The 15,417-nt window shown below is 72.3% G+C and carries 16 protein-coding genes and 1 pseudogene; 9 read left to right on the top strand and 8 right to left on the bottom strand.

The features are described 5' to 3' along the window. Positions 1–59 precede the first annotated feature (59 nt). Positions 60–773, top strand: coding sequence for an SDR family NAD(P)-dependent oxidoreductase (locus tag AC1VWI_RS09635; RefSeq protein ID WP_499510545.1), 714 nt, complete (start codon positions 60–62; stop codon positions 771–773). 70 nt (positions 774–843) lie between these two features. On the opposite strand, the gene AC1VWI_RS09630 is transcribed toward AC1VWI_RS09635, so the two are convergent. The 4 genes and pseudogenes from AC1VWI_RS09630 to wrbA all read right to left on the bottom strand — a co-directional run bounded on the left by AC1VWI_RS09630 (position 844) and on the right by wrbA (position 3,757). Beyond that, positions 844–1,557 carry an SDR family oxidoreductase gene (locus AC1VWI_RS09630; protein ID WP_499510544.1) on the bottom strand — a complete coding sequence of 238 codons (714 nt, stop codon included), beginning with the start codon at positions 1,555–1,557 and terminating at the stop codon, positions 844–846. A 138-nt stretch (positions 1,558–1,695) separates the two neighbouring features. Continuing rightward, positions 1,696–1,941 (bottom strand): annotated as a pseudogene (locus tag AC1VWI_RS09625) (hypothetical protein); the annotation flags it as partial. Positions 1,942–2,380: 439 nt separating this feature from the next. Further along, positions 2,381–3,031 carry a DsbA family oxidoreductase gene (locus tag AC1VWI_RS09620; protein WP_499510543.1) on the bottom strand — a complete coding sequence of 217 codons (651 nt, stop codon included), beginning with the start codon at positions 3,029–3,031 and terminating at the stop codon, positions 2,381–2,383. 117 nt (positions 3,032–3,148) lie between these two features. After that, positions 3,149–3,757 (bottom strand): NAD(P)H:quinone oxidoreductase, encoded by a 609-nt coding sequence (wrbA, locus tag AC1VWI_RS09615; RefSeq protein ID WP_499510542.1) that lies wholly within the window; start codon positions 3,755–3,757, stop codon positions 3,149–3,151. Between the two features lie 191 nt (positions 3,758–3,948). Here wrbA and AC1VWI_RS09610 point away from each other — a divergent pair, with 191 nt between their 5' ends. Then, a complete protein-coding gene (locus tag AC1VWI_RS09610) occupies positions 3,949–4,422 on the top strand; it encodes a MarR family winged helix-turn-helix transcriptional regulator (protein ID WP_499510541.1) in 474 nt (157 codons plus the stop codon). A gap of 119 nt (positions 4,423–4,541) precedes the next feature. Next, a complete protein-coding gene (locus AC1VWI_RS09605; RefSeq protein ID WP_499516758.1) occupies positions 4,542–5,105 on the top strand; it encodes a CGNR zinc finger domain-containing protein in 564 nt (187 codons plus the stop codon). 106 nt (positions 5,106–5,211) lie between these two features. On the opposite strand, the gene AC1VWI_RS09600 is transcribed toward AC1VWI_RS09605, so the two are convergent. From AC1VWI_RS09600 to AC1VWI_RS09590, 3 genes are read right to left on the bottom strand one after another with little or no spacing between them, the layout of a single operon-like run. Further along, a complete protein-coding gene (locus AC1VWI_RS09600) occupies positions 5,212–5,904 on the bottom strand; it encodes a cytochrome b/b6 domain-containing protein (RefSeq protein WP_499510540.1) in 693 nt (230 codons plus the stop codon). After that, positions 5,846–6,520 (bottom strand): molybdopterin-dependent oxidoreductase, encoded by a 675-nt coding sequence (locus tag AC1VWI_RS09595; RefSeq protein ID WP_499516757.1) that lies wholly within the window; start codon positions 6,518–6,520, stop codon positions 5,846–5,848. Before AC1VWI_RS09595 ends, AC1VWI_RS09600 begins: the two co-directional genes overlap by 59 nt. Before the next feature lie 59 nt (positions 6,521–6,579). Beyond that, positions 6,580–8,103 (bottom strand): GMC family oxidoreductase, encoded by a 1,524-nt coding sequence (locus AC1VWI_RS09590; RefSeq protein ID WP_499516756.1) that lies wholly within the window; start codon positions 8,101–8,103, stop codon positions 6,580–6,582. Between the two features lie 662 nt (positions 8,104–8,765). On the opposite strand from AC1VWI_RS09590, the gene AC1VWI_RS09585 reads away from it, so the two are divergent. The 4 genes from AC1VWI_RS09585 to AC1VWI_RS09570 all read left to right on the top strand — a co-directional run bounded on the left by AC1VWI_RS09585 (position 8,766) and on the right by AC1VWI_RS09570 (position 13,781). Continuing rightward, entirely contained in the window at positions 8,766–10,715 is a 1,950-nt protein-coding gene (locus tag AC1VWI_RS09585) for an N-acetylmuramoyl-L-alanine amidase (RefSeq protein WP_499510539.1), read from the top strand. Between the two features lie 195 nt (positions 10,716–10,910). Beyond that, positions 10,911–11,369, top strand: a complete 459-nt coding sequence (locus AC1VWI_RS09580; protein WP_499510538.1) for a hypothetical protein — start codon at positions 10,911–10,913, stop codon at positions 11,367–11,369. An 82-nt stretch (positions 11,370–11,451) separates the two neighbouring features. Next, complete coding sequence (locus AC1VWI_RS09575) at positions 11,452–12,906, top strand: glyceraldehyde-3-phosphate dehydrogenase (protein ID WP_499510537.1); 1,455 nt, start codon at positions 11,452–11,454, stop codon at positions 12,904–12,906. Between the two features lie 134 nt (positions 12,907–13,040). Continuing rightward, on the top strand, positions 13,041–13,781 hold the full coding sequence (locus AC1VWI_RS09570) for a GNAT family N-acetyltransferase (RefSeq protein WP_499510536.1): 741 nt from the start codon (positions 13,041–13,043) through the stop codon (positions 13,779–13,781). A 46-nt stretch (positions 13,782–13,827) separates the two neighbouring features. On the opposite strand, the gene AC1VWI_RS09565 is transcribed toward AC1VWI_RS09570, so the two are convergent. Further along, positions 13,828–14,409, bottom strand: coding sequence for a TetR/AcrR family transcriptional regulator (locus tag AC1VWI_RS09565; RefSeq protein WP_499510535.1), 582 nt, complete (start codon positions 14,407–14,409; stop codon positions 13,828–13,830). Positions 14,410–14,497: 88 nt separating this feature from the next. Here AC1VWI_RS09565 and AC1VWI_RS09560 point away from each other — a divergent pair, with 88 nt between their 5' ends. Beyond that, the gene (locus tag AC1VWI_RS09560; protein ID WP_499510534.1) at positions 14,498–14,866 is read left to right on the top strand and encodes a DUF4267 domain-containing protein; all 369 of its coding nucleotides are present in this window, start codon (positions 14,498–14,500) and stop codon (positions 14,864–14,866) included. A gap of 46 nt (positions 14,867–14,912) precedes the next feature. Next, positions 14,913–15,404 (top strand): cupin domain-containing protein, encoded by a 492-nt coding sequence (locus tag AC1VWI_RS09555; RefSeq protein WP_499510533.1) that lies wholly within the window; start codon positions 14,913–14,915, stop codon positions 15,402–15,404. The last annotated feature ends 13 nt before the right edge of the window (positions 15,405–15,417 follow it).

Raw genomic sequence — 15,417 nt, 5'->3', positions numbered from 1 at the left:
ATATGTGACCGGTCGTCTAGTGCCGGTTTCCCCATGACACCCCTGGAAGAAGTAACACCATGAGCATTGAGGGTCAGAAGGTCGCGGTCGTCACCGGTGCGTCGCAGGGCATCGGTGCCGGTCTGGTCGAGGCGTACCGGAAGCTGGGGTACGCGGTGGTGGCCACGTCGCGGAACATCGGCGAGTCGGCGGACCCGGGGGTGGTGGCGGTGCGCGGGGACATCGCGGACCGGGGCACGGCGGAGCGGGTGATCGCGACGGCGGTGGAGCGGTTCGGCCGGGTGGACACGCTGGTCAACAACGCGGGGATCTTCGTGGCGAAGCCGTTCACGGAGTACACGGAAGAGGAGTACCGGGCGGTGATCGGGGTGAACGTCGACGGCTTCTTCCGGATCACGCAGCTGGCGGTGGAGCGGATGCTCCAGCAGGGCGGGGGACACGTCGTCCAGATCTCCAGCAGCCTCGGGGACCAGGCGGACGCGAAGGTGACGTCGGTGCTGGCGTCCCTGACCAAGGGCGGCCTGCAGTCGGCGACCCGGGCGCTGGCGACCGAGTACGCGACCCAGGGCATCCGGGCGAACGCGGTGGCGCTGGGCACGATCAAGACCCCGATGCACCCGGTGGAGACCCACGAGATGCTGGCGGGCCTGCACCCGGTGGGGCGCATGGGCGAGATCGACGACATCGTCGAGGCGGTGCTCTACCTGGAGAACGCGCCGTTCGTGACGGGTGTGACCCTGCCCGTCGACGGCGGCCAGACCGCCGGCCGCTGACCGGCTGGTCGCACAGGGCCCGAGTTCACGGCGGCGGCCCCGGACGGAGACGTCCGGGGCCGCCGCCGCGTCATGCGCCCGGGGTGGCGCTCGGGGGCCCGGAGAGTGCCGACTTGGCGCGCCGGGTCTCCTCGTCGGCGAGGACTTCCGGCCGGTCGTGGAGCAGCGCGTCCATGGTCAGTTCGGCCACCGTCCCGGCGCTGATCTTCGGGGCGTCGGTCCACGCGCTGAGTTCGGTGTCCACGAAGCTCGCGTGGACGCCCACCACCAGCGTGCCCTGGGGGTGCAGGGCCTGCCGCAGGGTGTCGGTCAGCGACCACGCGGCCGCCTTGGAGGCCGCGTACCCGGGGATCAGCGGCTGGCCGACCCAGGACGCCAGCGAGAGCATGTTGACCAGCGCCCCGCCCCCGTTCGCGGCCAGGATCGGGGCGAAGGCCCGGGAAACGGCCCAGGTGCCGAAGTAGTTGACCTCCATCGCCTGGCGGGCGCCGTCGAAGGAACCCTCCAGCAGACGGGTGCCGGCGCCGCCCGTGCCCGCGTTGTTGACGACGATGCTGACGTCGCCGGCCGCGGCGGCCGCCGCGGCGATTTCGTCGGACTTGGTGACGTCCAGGCGCAGGGGGACGAGGGTGTCGTCCACCAGGCTCTGGTCGACGAGGCTCTCCGGATCGCGGACGCCCGCGTAGACCTTGGACGCGCCGTGCGTGAGGAGCGCGCGGGCGAAGGCGCGGCCGATGCCGCGACTCGCGCCCGTCACCAGGGCGACCGACCCCTTGATGTGCATCGTGCCTCCATCCTGCGGGCGCGCCCTCCCCGGACGGCCGCGCGGTCCTCGGCGGCCCCGGGCGGTGTGCGGCAGCCCTCGGCGCAGGCGCGGATCGGCCTGCGGGGCCAGGCTAACAGCTGACTTTAAGTGTGAAAGTCAGATGACTGGGCCGGTCGGGCCGCTCTGTTCGGCCCACTGGGCGAGCCGGCGCAGGGCCCGGTCGGAGGTGGTCGCGGGCTCCGCGGTGCAGACGCCGAGGATGCGGGCCGTGTTCGGCTGCCGCTGGGGGGCGTCGAAGTCGGGCTGGAGCGTGTGGGCGAGCCGGTTGGCGGCCAGGGGGTCCGCGCGGCGCCCTGTCACCAGCGCGGCGCGCTCGGTGATCGTCTCCAGAGGCGGAGCAAGGCCAGGCCGGACGCACCCGTTGCGGCGGCAGCGGACGGGGCGCCGTGCGGGGCCGGCCTGGCCACGGCGAACGGATGGTCCCGTTCGTCGTCAGGCGCAGGGCGCGGGCGATGGCCACGAGGACGGTCCCGGACACGTTGACGTGGTGCCCGCCCTCCGGGCGTACTTTTCCGGACGTACGCAGTAGTCGACGCTGACCCCCGCGAGCCGGGCGATCTCCGTACCGCGCGGACCGGGCACCCGGCGGACGGTCGGCCCGGGGACCGGGCCGACCTGAGCGGGGGAGATCTTCGCGCGGCGTGAGCGGAGGAACTTCCCGAGCGCGGCGTTCCGGGCGTTGTCCCTGGTCATGTGCGCGTTCCCCTCCCTCACCCCACGGCGCCCACCATGGGAGTACGCGCCGCAGAGGGGTACTGCGGGAGCCTCCCGGGGCCGGGCGTCAGGCCCGGGCCCCCGCATGGTCCTCCCACGCCTGCTCCAGGGCGCGGGTGAACAGCTCGACGGGCTGCAGTCCGCTCACGCCGTACTTCTGGTTCAGCACGAAGAACGGCACGCCGCCGGCGCCGAGTTCAGCGGCCATCCGCTCGTCGGCCCGCACCTGCTGCGCGTACGCGTCGGGGTCGGCCAGGACGGCGCGTGCCTGCGCCCGGTCCAGTCCCGCCTCGGCCGCCAGGTCCAGCAGGGTCTCCGTGTCGTAGACGGAACGCTCGTCCGCGAAGTTCACCCGGAAGGCGAGGTCCAGGAGCTCCTGCTGGACGCCGTGCTCCTTGGCGAAGTGCAGGAGGCGGTGGACGTCGAAGGTGTTGCCGTGGACGCGGCCGCCGATCCGGAAGTCCAGCCCTTCGGTGCGCGCCTCGGCAGCGGCGTGCTCCTCCCGCGCGACCTGCTGCTCGCGGGTGCGCCCGTACTGCGCGGCCACGGCGTCGATGATCGGTGTCGTGCCGTTCCTGGCGTCCGGGTTGAGTTCGAACGACCGGTGCACCACCTCGACGCCGTCACGGTGCTCGAAGCCGGCGAGCGCCCGCTCGAAACGGGCCTTCCCGGCGTAGCACCAGGGGCAGGCGATGTCGGTCCAGATCTCGACGCGCATGTTTCCGCATCTCCCTGTTCGTGGGTTCGGTGAGGATGTGGGGGAGCGGCGCCGCGCGGTTTCCCCGGTGAGGGGGCAGGCCGCGCGGCGCCGCTGCCGGCGGGGTGCCGGGAGGTGTCAGGCCGCCTTGAGCTGCGCGGCGACGCGCACGACGCGCTCGGCCTGGACGCGGGCGGCGGTGCGGGTGACCTCGTCCACGGGGTTGTTGCCCTGGCCGTCCACGTGGGAGGTGCCGTAGGGGTTGCCGTCGACGAACTTGGAGGGCTGGGTGAAGCCCGGGGTGACGGTGATGCCGCCGAAGTGGTGGATCGAGGTGTAGAGCGCCAGCAGCGTGGCCTCCTGGCCCGCGTGCGCGGTGGCGCTGGAGACGAAGGCGCTGTAGACCTTGTCGATCAGCTTGCCCTCGGCCCACAGCCCGCCGAGCGTGTCGATGAACTGCTTGAGCTGCGCCGAGACGTTGCCGAAGCGGGTGGGGGTGCCGAAGATCACGGCGTCGGCCCACTCGATGTCCTCGGGTGTGGCGTGCGGGACGTGTGTGTTCGCCGCGTGGTGGGCGGCCCAGGCCGGGTTGCTCTCGATGGCGGCCTGCGGGGCGAGTTCGGCCGTCTTCACCAGGCGCACCTCGGCGCCGGCCTTGACGGCGGCGTCGTGCAGTTCCCTGGCGATCTCGGTGATGGTGCCGGTCGACGAGTAGTAGACGATGGCGAGCTTGACGGGGGTGGCCACAGGAGGCTCTCCGCTTCTTTTCGTTGCTTTGCGATGGGGGGATGGGCGAACCGGAATCACTAACTGACCGGTCGCCTATTCGAAGCTAGACGACCGGTCGACAACTGTCAAAGGCATGTGCTCGCACCGGTTCTCGCCGGAGTGCCGATCATTGAGGCCTCATTGACCCGTCAAGAAGCTAAAGTGGGGGGATGGCGTCCACGAAGCAGCAGTTGCAGCCCCTCAGCGCGAGCGAGGAGGCTTTCGTGCGCGCGCTGGGCCGGGTGCTCCTGGAGCTCCCGCGTGCCGTCGACGCCGACATGGTCGAGGGGGCGGGGCTGCCGCTCTCCGAGTACACGCCGCTGAGGCACCTGTCCGAGACCCCGGGGCGCGCGATGCGGATGAGCGAGCTCGCCGCCGCCTGCAGCCTCTCCCTCAGCGGGATGACCCGCGTCGTCATCCGGCTCGAGAAGCACGGCTGGGTGGAACGCGTCAAGTGCGCCGAGGACGGCCGTGGTTGGAACGCCGTGCTGACGGACGCCGGGCTCGAGCGCCTGGAGCAGGCCTGGCCGACGCACCTCGCCAGCGTGCGACGCCACCTCGTCGAGCCCTTCGCCGACCAGGACCTCGCCGCGCTGACCATCGCGCTGGGCCGGGTGGCGACCGACCAGGGCGCCTCCGTCTGACCTCTGCCTGTTCGCCGTCGAGGCCGGCACGCCGGCGGGCTGCGGGGCGCGGAAAAGATGTGCCGCCGTCGGGACGGTGTCTTGCCCTCTTGTTCGTCACCTGTCAAAATGGTGACATGATGCATGTGTTCAAGTGCGGCATGCCCGTGCTGGACTTCGTGGGAACCCTGAGGCGCCGTCGCAACCCGGACCCCCAGGAGATGCTCACCACGCCCGAGAGCCTCGACGCCTGGTTCCGCGAGTCGGGGCTCGTCGACGGGGACGTCCTCTCGCAGCCGTCCGACGTGGCGGAGGCGGTCTCCCTGCGGGAGGCGGTCTTCTCGCTCGTCAGGTCCGCGCTGAACAAGGAGGACTACGACACCGACGCGCTCGCGCTCCTCAACGCGGCGGCACGCAGGCCGTCCGCCGTCCCGCAGCTCACCAGGGACGGGCGCAGGGTCGAGGCGACACCGCAGCAGGCCCTGTCCTCGCTGGCCCGGGAGGCCGTGCGGCTCCTCAGCGGCCCGGACGCGGAGCTGGTCAAGGAGTGCAGCAGGCCGGAGTGCACGCAGATCTACCTCGACCGCTCGCACGGCAGCCGTCGCGAGTGGTGCGCCATGGACCCCTGTGGCAACCGCGTGAAGGCGGCGGCGTACCGCGCGCGCAAGAAGGCAGCCACGCCGCGGACGGCCGTGTCCGCGTAGCACGCCGCCGCGCGGAGCGGGTGCCCGTCGGTACGCCCGGGTGGCCGGGCCCCGTTCTGCGGGGCCCGGCCACCCGGGCGCTGGCGCAGGTGCGGCGGGGCGACGTTCAGCGCTCCGGTGTGTCCTTGGCCGCCGGCCGGTCCTCGTCGAGCCAGTGGGCGTGCCATCGCCGCGCCCAGCCCAGGGAGACGTACCCGGTGCGCATCCCGAGCCGCGCCTCGGGGTCCTGGAACGCCTTGCGGATGTGCCCGATCAGCACCAGGGCGATGGCCCAGGCCAGGAGGTCGTGCACGAAGATCGCGCTGGTGCGGGAGACCGCCGGCAGCAGGCCCGTGAACCACATCAGCAGCCCGGTGGCCGTCATGACCAGCACGACCCCGGCGAGCCAGCCCGCGTAGAGCTTCTGACCGGCGTTGAACTTGCCGGCGGGACGCATGTCCGGCGAGGTCAGCCGCCGGCGCGCGGCCCGCAGCCAGCGCTTGTCGTACGGGGCGAAGCGGTTCAGCCTGCGCAGGTCCGCACGGAAGGCGGGGGAGGCGAGTCCGAGCAGGAAGGGCAGCGGCAGCCCGATCCCCGACCATTCGTGGACCGTCGCGAGCAGGTGGCGGCGGCCGACGAGCTGGGCCAGCGGCCCCAGGTAGAGGCAGGCCGCGGTCACCAGGCACACCAGCATCAGCAGACCGGTGCCGCGGTGCACCCAGCGCTCGGCCCTGGTGAACCGCAGTACGCGCCCGGAGCGTTCAGGCGGCCTGCGCGTCGCCACGCCGGCCGGCGCCGTCGAGCCAGCCGTCGACGTCATAGCCGTACTCCTCCCAGTAGCCGGGGATGACCTCGTCGGTCACGGTGATTCCGGACAGCCACTTGGCCGACTTGTAGAAGTACATCGGCGCCGCGTAGAGCCGGACGGGGCCGCCGTGCTCGTGGCTGACGGGCTTGTCCTGCATCTTCAGGGCGACCAGCATGTCGGGGCGGCGCGCCTGGGTGAGGGTCAGGCTCTCGGTGTAGACGCCGTCGAAGCACGTGAAGTGGATCGCCTTGCCCTCGGGGCGTACCCCTGCCGCGTCCAGCAGGTCCGACAGCGGTACGCCCTCGAAGGGGGTGTCCGCCACCCGCCAGCCGTCGGTGCACTGCACGTCGCGCACGATCCGCTGCTGCGGGAGCGCGCGGAGGTCGTCGAGGGTGTACGTCCGCGGACGGTCGACGAGACCGTTGACCTTCAGCCGGTAGGTCCGCTCGTCCTTGCGGGGCACCGAGCCGACGACGCTGTAGTAGCGGAAGCCGCCCGGGTTGGGGAGCACCCCGGTGAGCCCGGTGGGGTCGGCCTGGGAGGCCGCGCCGAGGAAGTTCTCCCAGCCGCGCTGCAGCCAGGGTGCGGCGGCGACGCCGGCGACCCCGGCGCCGAGCATGCCGAGCATGGTGCGGCGCGCCACGGGGGCCCCGCGCTCCGGCTGGTTCTCCTGGTCGGCCACGGTCGTCACGCCCCCTTCCGGGAGACGAACTCGGCGGCCCGCTCGGCGATGGCGTAGACCGTCGCGTTGGTGTTCCCCGAGACGATCGACGGCATCACCGAGGCGTCGGCGACGCGCAGCCCGTCGATGCCGCGGACCCTGAGCTCCTCGTCCACCACGGCGCCCTCGTCGGTGCCGAGCCTGCACGTGCCGACCGGGTGGAAGTAGGATGCCAGGCCCTTGCGGAGGTAGGCGGCGACCGCCGCGTCGTCGTCGACGTCCACGCCGGGCAGCACCTCCTCGCCGCGCCAGCCGTCGAGCGCCCTGGCCCGGCCGATCTCGCGTGCCGCGCGGATGCCGGCGACCATGGCCCGCAGGTCACGGGGGTCGGCGTAGTAGTCCGGGTCGATCAGCGGGGCGGTCCCCGGCGAGGATGAGGCGAGCCGCACCGTGCCGCGGCTGTGCGGGCGCATCAGCGAGACGCGGATCGTGTAGCCCTCACGCGGCCCCGCGAGGGCGGGCGCATGGCTCGGGACGTCGACGAAGATGATCTGCAGGTCGGGGGCGTCGGCGGAGGGCGTGCTGCGCAGCAGGCCCAGGGCCTCCCCGTGGTTGTTCCGCGCGGCGGGGACCGGGCGGGCGGCGGAGTAGACCAGACCGGCCATCACATGGTCCTGCAGGCCGCTCCCGACGCCGGGCAGGTCGTGGACGACCTCGACACCCGACTCCCGCAGGTGCCGGCCGGGGCCGATGCCCGAGAGCATGAGCAGGTGCGGGGTGCCGATGGCGCCGGCCGTGAGGATCACCTCGCGGGTGGCGCGGGCGGTGACCTCCTCCCCTCCGGCCTCTCCTCCGGCCGTGTACGCCACCCCGGTGCAGCGGCCGCCGTCCAGCAGGACGCGGTGGACGAGCGCACCGGTCACCACGCGCAGGCCGGCCCGTCCCGACGCGGGGGTGAGGTAGGCGTCGGCGGCGCTCTGACGCCGGCCGTCGACGATGTTCAGGTCCGGCCAGCCGAATCCCTCCTCCAGCCCGGAGCTGATGTCGGCCGCCCTGCGGTGGCCCGCTTCCACGGCCGCTTCCAGACAAGCCTCCAGCACCGGGTTCGGCTCGCGTGCGGGGGCCACGGCCAGCGGCCCGTGCTGTCCGCGCGTGCGGGGGTCGCGGCCCTCCGCGCGCTCGCTGCGCATGAGGTACGGCAGGAGGGCGTCGAAGCCCCACCCCTTCGCGCCGCCGGCGGCCCAGGCGTCATAGGCGCTGCGGTGCCCGCGGGTGAAGACCATGGCGTTGATCGCCGACGACCCGCCGAGCCCCCTGCCCCGGGCGAGCGCCACGGACGTGCCGGTGGAGGCCTGCTCGGTCGTGCGGTCGCCCCAGTCGGACGACGTGCCCAGCAACCGCGGCCACGCGGGGGGAACCGGCATCGCCTCCGGGACGTCGGGGCCGCCCGCCTCCAGCAGGAGGACGCGGGCGCCGCCGTCCTCGGACAGGCGCGAAGCCAGCACACTGCCGGCCGTTCCCGCGCCCACCACGACGTAGTCGTATTCCACAGCCTGGCTCACGCGGCCTCTCCTCGGTTCCGGGGACGCGATGACCGATCTGATCACCTATTGAAGTGGTGATGACTTTCGCACAGAAAAAAGTCACCTGTCAAGACGGTGACGCACAAGGGTGCCGGGGGCCACATGCCGAGACCCGGCGTCGCAAATGATCTGGTTGGCACCGTTATGTGTCGCAGTTACTTGCATGGTGCAGCACTTTCCTGATCTACTCCTTGACGCAGCAAGCTATTGGCCCGGGGTCTGCGGCTCTCGCGTGCGCGCCCGTCCGGACAAGAAGAGGGATCTTCGTGAGCTTCCACCGTCGGGGCGGTGACGCACCAGGAGGTCGTGCGACTGCGATGCGCCGGCCGAGTTCGACCGCCGGTGCGGTCCCCGCCCTTCATCGCCTCCCGGTACCGCCTCGCGGGTGCGGGAGTTGCGGCGGATGCCGGGAATTCGGCTGATGGACCCCCGCGCTCTTCCCGCTCGCCGTCCGAAGGATCCGGGCCGCCGCCGTCGAACCGCGCGACGGTGGCTCGATAGTGACGGTGCCTCACTTTCCGGGGATTCGGCGTGAGTAGAATCCGCGAGCCTTCCAGGGGCCGATGGAGCGTCACATCGACGTCCGGCCAGGGGAATCGGCCTCATACGTTCAAGATTTGGGATCGTTCATGACATCAGAAACATCCATACGCCGGCACGCCAGGCGGCGCAGGCCCGGCCTGCTGGCCGCGCTCGGCGCGCTGGTGATCGCGGGCTCGGTGGCCGTGCCGCTGACGGCGCAGGCGACCGGTGCCGCGCCGGCGGACACCGCCCGGCAGCGCGACTTCGCCGCGGCGGCCGACGAGTACCACGTGCCGGAGCAGGTGCTGCTGGCCGTGGCGTACCAGGAGTCGGCGTGGGACGGGCACGCGGGCGCGCACAGCGCGAGCGGTGGCTACGGTCCGATGCACCTCACCGACGTGACGGCGGAGATGGTGGCCGGTGGTGACGCCGGAGCGGTCGGCCGCAGCGACCTCGCGTCCTTCGTCGCCGACCCGGCCCTGCACACCCTCCAGGCCGCGGCGAAGCTCACCGGCCTGTCGGCGCGGGAGCTGAGGAACGACCCGGCGGCCAACATCCGCGGCGGCGCGGCGCTCCTCGCGTCGTACCAGAAGGCCACGGCCGGAACCGCCTCCGCCGAACCCGGCGACTGGTACGGGGCCGTGGCCCGTTACAGCCAGGCCTCGCAGCGGCAGGGCGCCCAGGCGTTCGCCGACCGTGTCTTCGCCACCCTGGCCAAGGGCGCCGGCCGTACCACGACGGACGGCCAGCGGGTCAGCCTGGCCGCCGTGCCGCAGGTCGAGCCCGCCAGGGCCCAGCTGGCGAAGCTGCACCTGAAGGCCGCGGCGACCGCCGACGTCGAATGCCCCACCACCGTGGACTGCACCTTCGTGCCGGCGGCGTCGACCAACGGCCAGGTGTCCAGCCGGCCCGCCAACGGGATCCGGATCGACACCATCGTCATCCACGACACCGAGGGCTCGTACGAGTCCGCCATCGCCACCTTCCAGGCCCCGGGCAGCACGACCGCCTCGCACTACGTGATGCGGTCGTCGGACGGCGCGGTGACGCAGATGATGCCCACGAAGGACATCTCCTTCCACGCGGGCAACTACTCCACCAACATGCACTCCATCGGCATCGAGCACGAGGGCTTCGCCGCGCACGGGGCCGACTGGTACACCGAGGCGCAGTACGAGGCCACGGCGGAGCTGGTGAAGTACCTGGCCGGGCGCTTCGGCGTCCCGCTCGACCGGCAGCACATCGTGGGCCATGACAACGTTGCCGGCCCGAACTCCGGGTCGGTCTCCGGCATGCACTGGGACCCGGGCACCGCCTGGGACTGGGAGCACTTCATGGCCCTGCTCGGCGCGCCCGTCACGGGCAAGCACGGGGTCGGTGACATCGGCTCGGTGGTGACCATCGCCCCCGGCTTCGAGCGGAACCAGCAGACCGCCCAGATCTGCCCGTCCGACGACCCGACCGGTGCCACCCCCGAGTGCACCGAGGTGGCGCAGGCGTCGAACACGCTGTTCGTGCGCACCGCCCCCAGCAGCACCGCGCCCCTCTTCGGGGACCCGGCGATCCACTCCGGTGCCGCCGGCACCGACCGGATCAACGACTGGGGCAACACCGTGCAGGCCGGCCAGCAGTTCGTCGTCGCCGGCAAGGAGGGCCCCTGGACCGCGATCTGGTTCAGCGGCGCGAAGGTGTGGTTCCACAACCCGTACGGCGCCAACACCATCCCGGCGCGCGGCGGTTACACCATCGTCAAGGCCGGTGTGACGCCCGCCACGCCGCCCGGCAAGGTGTACGGCTCCAGCTACCCGGACGCCTCGGAGTACCCGGCCGGGTACGGCCCCTCCACCCAGGCCCCGCTGAGCATGTACAGCATCCCGTCCGGCCAGGCGTACGTCGCCACCACGCCGCCCGCCCTGACCGACGACTACTTCAAGGGTGACGGCAAGGTCGTCTTCGGCGCCAAGAAGATGTACACGATCCAGTACAACCACCGGGTCGCCCTGGTGTACGCGGGCGACGTCATCGCCACGGAGCGTCCCGCGCACAACGACCGCTGAACCGGTCGCCGGCGCCCGTTCCGACGCGCTGAGGGTGGGGCCCGTGAGCCACGGCTTCCGGGCCCCACCCGCGTCCGGGCCCCCTGTTCCGTGACCCCTGCCCTGCCCTTCCCCGTCCTTCGCCCGCGCCGGTCCGGCGCGGGCCGGCACCCCGGTGAGCGGGACTCACCGACTGCACCACTTCTGGAGCCACAGGTGCGCACCGCACTCCTGCCCGCAGCACTCGCCACCGCCGCACTCGGTCTGTCCGCCGTCTCCTGCGCGGATGCGCCCCGCCCCGGTGGCACGGCCGCCGAGGCCCCCGCGGAGGACCTGCGGGTGGGGGCCGTCTGCTCCTCGCACTTCGCCTTCGCCACCGACGTCTCGTGCGGGCTGGTGGACCTCGGCGACGTCCGCTTCCACTGCACCGGTGAGCACGACGGCCCCTGTCCCAGGACCCGTTCCGTGACGTTCGAGAACATCGGCAGCACCTCGGTGCGGCTCGTGGCGGTCAGCGGGTCGGCGCCGGGGGAGCGGCACGAGGCCGTGTCCCGGGCGCTGCCGACCGGGGCGCGGGCGGTCGTGGCGCCGCGCGACGGTGACCGGTACCTCTTCGACGTCCTCCTGCGCGCGGAGACCGGCTCGGCGGCGGTGGGGGTCGTCGCCGTCTCCTGACGTCACCCGGTGGGACCCGCGGCAAGAGCGAGATGGCGGTGTGGTTAACATATGAGCACCGCCTAGCTCGAAAGATAAGCCTGTGACTGTCAACGAGGACCCGTTCACCGACTGGAAGCACCGCGAGGAGATCGCGGAATCGATGATTCCGATCATCGGGAAGCTGCACAGGGAGCGGGACGTGACCGTCCTGCTGCACAGCCGCTCCTTGGTGAACAAGTCGGTGATCAGCATCCTCAAGGCCCACCGCTTCGTCCGGCAGATCGCCGGCGAGGAGCTCTCGGTCACCGAGACGCTGCCGTTCCTGCACGCACTCACCACGCTCGACCTCGGTCCGTCCCAGATCGACCTCGGCATGCTCGCCGCGACGTACCGGGCCGACGACCGCGGGCTGTCGGTGGCCGAGTTCACCGCGGGGGCCGTCGCGGGCGCCACGGGTGCCAACAAGATCGAGCGCCGTGAGCCGCGCGACGTCGTCCTCTACGGCTTCGGCCGCATCGGCCGCCTCCTCGCCCGGCTGCTGATCGAGAAGGCCGGTTCCGGCAACGGCCTGCGGCTGCGCGCCATCGTCGTCCGCAAGGGGGCCGGCCGAGCGGGCGAAGACCTCGTCAAGCGCGCCTCGCTGCTGCGCCGCGACTCCATCCACGGCCAGTTCCAGGGCACGATCACCGTCGACGAGGCGAACAGCACGATCGTCGCCAACGGCAACGCCATCAAGGTGATCCACGCCGACGACCCGACGTCGCTGGACTACACCGCGTACGGCATCAAGGACGCCATCCTCATCGACAACACCGGCAAGTGGCGTGACCGCGAAGGCCTTTCGCAGCACCTGCGCCCCGGCGTCGACAAGGTCGTCCTGACCGCGCCGGGCAAGGGCGACGTCCCCAACGTCGTCCACGGCGTCAACCACGACATGATCAAGCCGGACGAGCGGATCCTGTCCTGCGCCTCCTGCACCACCAACGCGATCGTGCCCCCGCTGAAGGCGATGGCGGACGAGTACGGCGTCCTGCGCGGCCACGTCGAGACGGTCCACTCGTTCACCAACGACCAGAACCTGCTGGACAACTACCACAGCTCCGACCGCCGCGGCCGTTCGGCGCCGCTCAACATGGTCATCACCGAGACCGGTGCCGCCTCGGCCGTCGCCAAGGCGCTGCCCGACCTCAAGGCCAGGATCACCGGCAGCTCCATCCGCGTACCGGTGCCGGACGTCTCGATCGCGATCCTCAGCCTGCAGCTCGCCCGGGAGACCACCCGCGAGGAGGTCCTCGACCACCTCCGCGAGGTGTCGCTGACCTCGCCGCTCAAGCGCCAGATCGACTTCATCAGCGCCCCCGACGCCGTCTCCAGCGACTTCATCGGCTCGCGGCACGCCTCGATCGTCGACGCCGGCGCCACCAAGGTCGACGGCGACAACGCCATCCTCTACCTCTGGTACGACAACGAGTTCGGCTACTCGTGCCAGGTCATCCGTGTCGTGCAGCACGTGTCCGAGGTCGAGTACCCGACGTACCCGGCACCGCAGGTCTGAGGGTCCGCCGCGCCGGTGTGCCGGTGCGGCGGGGCGTCCCCCGGCCGCAAATCGGTTGCCCGCACCGGCGGGCGGCCCGCAGCATGGGCCGCATGAGAGCGATGCCGATGCCGGTGGGCGGGTACTGAGTGGCCGTGCACGAAGAGGAGCGCCTGGTCCTGCGCGGCCCGGGGGGACTGCCGGAACTGACGTACGTCGAGGGGGTCCGGGACGGCCGGCCCTGGGCCGACCTCGCGCAGGCGGTGGGACCGGACCCCGTACCGGCCGTGCTCGCGGGCATGCCGGGCTGGGCCGTGTCGGGTTCCGTCGAACTCGGGGAGCAGCTCGCCCGGCACGGTGCCCGGGTCCTCCGGCACGCGCACACCATGGAGCGGGACCTCGTCGCCGACCCCCCGCCGCGCGAGTGGGCCCCGGCGCCCCTGCCGGACGGACTGCGCGCCGTACCCTGCGACCGCGAGGCACACGAGCTGTTCCCCGCGTGGCGTGCCGCCTTCGGGCCGGGCCATCCCGACCACCATCAGGGAAGTGACGAGGAGGCCCTCGACGCCCAGCTGGCCCCGGTGCTGTCGGGCGCAGTGCTCGGGCCGGTCCTGCCGTGCAGCACCCTGGCCGTCGACGGGGACGGCCACGTCGTCGCGGGGGTCGTGGTGACGGACCGGGACGGCCTCCCGTGGGTCGCGACGGTCTTCCGGCAGCCGGATCCCCGTCACGCCGGCCTCGGTTCCCGGCTGCTGCGCCGGGTGCTGGCGGACGCGGCGGCCGGCGGTCTCCCGAGGATCGCCCTGGCGGTGAGCGACGGCAATCCCGCTCGCCGCCTGTACGAGCAGCTGGGGTTCGCCGTCACCGCCACCTCGCTCACCGTCCTCGTCCCCTGAGCGGAGCCGGGCGTGGGGGTGCGGCGTGCGCCGCCGCTGCCGTGCTTCAACCGCCTTTCGTGAAGCGCCCGTTCAGCAGGGCGAGGCGGCGCTCGTGCGCCCCTTCCGGCAGCCGGCCGCTGCGCATGAGGGTGACCAGGCCGTGCAGGGACGCCCAGTAGGTCTCGGTGAGGAGGTCCGGCGCGTCGCCGGCGCCCGCGACCGGCTCCACGGCCCGCAGCAGTTCGCCGAACGCCTCGCGCAGGGCCGCCGGGGCCTCGGGCGTGGCGAACGGCAGGCCGACGTGGTGGGTGAACATCGCGTCGTAGAGGGCCGGCCGCCGCCGCGCGAACGCCGTGTACGCCTCGCCCACCGCGGCGAGGGTCTCCCGCGGGCCCGCCACCGCGGTGCGCGCCTCCCGCAGTTCGGCGGCCAGCTCCGCGAACCCCTGCACCGCCACGGCGGCCATGATCGCGTCCTTGCCCTTGAAGTGGCTGTACAGGACGGGCTGGCTGTACTCGATCTCCGCCGCCAGCCGCCGCGTGGTGACCGCGTCCCAGCCCTCGGCCTCGGCCAGTTCCCGCGCGGCCGTGATGATCAGCTGCTCGCGCTCGGCTCGCTCGCGCTCCCGGCGCGTCCGGATCGTCATGGCAGGAATTCTAGCACTGCTAGACCTTCTGTCGATGCTCTGCTAGCTTCGCTCTTGTCCCTAGCACTGCTAGCAAGGAGATGTGGACGTGACCACCACCGCGTACACCCTGGCCGTCGTGCTCGACCTCCTGGTGCTCTTCATCGGAGCCCGGTTCCTGCTCCAGCCCCGCCCCGCGGCCGCCGGGTACGGCGTGCCCGCCGAAGGGGACGGGGCCGCCGCCTACCTCACCGTCAAGGGCCTGCGGGACGCCACCTTCGGGGTGATGGGCCTGGCCCTGCTCGCCTTCGCCGGTGCCCGCGCCGAGGCCTGGTTCATGCTGGTCGTGGCGCTCGCCCCGCTTGGCGACACCTTGATAGTCCTGCGGCACGGAGGCACCAAGGCGGTGGCCTTCGGCATCCACTTCGCCACCGCGGTCGTCGTCCTCGTCAGCGCCGCCCTGCTCTTCGCCGTGTGACCCGGCAGTTCCCGAAGACCGTCACCACCCGGACAAGGAGTTCGCAATGTCATTGATCGTGCCCGACTTCGACGCCTCCGTGATCGTCCGCTCCACCGAGGCCGAGGTCATCGGCCGCGCCCCCACCACCGTCCGGTTGCTGGCCGACAGCAGCGCGACGGGAGGCGCGCTCTCCACCCAGCGCGTGACCCTGACCGGGGGCGCCGACGGTGCCCGCCCGCACCGGCACGACCGGTCGGCCGAGATGTTCTACATGCTCGACGGCGAGGCCCGGTTCCTGTCCGGGGACGAGGTCGTCACCGCCGGCGCCGGCGACCTGGTCGTCGTCCCGCCCGGCCGCCCGCACGCCTTCGCCGCGGCGCCCGGGTGCGACGCCGACATGCTCATCGTCATCACCCCGGGCGTCGAACGCTTCGAGTACTTCCGCCACTTGCAGCGCATCGCCCTGGGCGAGGTCACCCCGGAGAGCCTGCTGGAGGTGCAGGAACGCTACGACACCTACTTCCTGCACAACGCGGCCTGGGACGACCGGCGCTGAGCCGGGCCGCCGT

The organism is Streptomyces sp. TOM-9, assembly GCF_056858595.1.
The sequence above is the reverse complement of the archived record's forward strand: the minus strand, read 5'-3'. Positions and strand labels throughout refer to the sequence as shown.

Coding starts and splice junctions, on each gene's coding strand:
- AC1VWI_RS09555 (WP_499510533.1), top strand. CDS start 14,913: ATGTCATTGATCGTGCCCGACTTCGACGCCTCCGTGATCGTCCGCTCC.
- AC1VWI_RS09595 (WP_499516757.1), bottom strand. CDS start 6,520: ATGCTCGGCATGCTCGGCGCCGGGGTCGCCGGCGTCGCCGCCGCACCC.
- AC1VWI_RS09635 (WP_499510545.1), top strand. CDS start 60: ATGAGCATTGAGGGTCAGAAGGTCGCGGTCGTCACCGGTGCGTCGCAG.
- AC1VWI_RS09630 (WP_499510544.1), bottom strand. CDS start 1,557: ATGCACATCAAGGGGTCGGTCGCCCTGGTGACGGGCGCGAGTCGCGGC.
- AC1VWI_RS09605 (WP_499516758.1), top strand. CDS start 4,542: ATGCATGTGTTCAAGTGCGGCATGCCCGTGCTGGACTTCGTGGGAACC.
- AC1VWI_RS09585 (WP_499510539.1), top strand. CDS start 8,766: ATGACATCAGAAACATCCATACGCCGGCACGCCAGGCGGCGCAGGCCC.
- AC1VWI_RS09610 (WP_499510541.1), top strand. CDS start 3,949: ATGGCGTCCACGAAGCAGCAGTTGCAGCCCCTCAGCGCGAGCGAGGAG.
- AC1VWI_RS09620 (WP_499510543.1), bottom strand. CDS start 3,031: ATGCGCGTCGAGATCTGGACCGACATCGCCTGCCCCTGGTGCTACGCC.
- AC1VWI_RS09565 (WP_499510535.1), bottom strand. CDS start 14,409: ATGACGATCCGGACGCGCCGGGAGCGCGAGCGAGCCGAGCGCGAGCAG.
- AC1VWI_RS09600 (WP_499510540.1), bottom strand. CDS start 5,904: ATGACGTCGACGGCTGGCTCGACGGCGCCGGCCGGCGTGGCGACGCGC.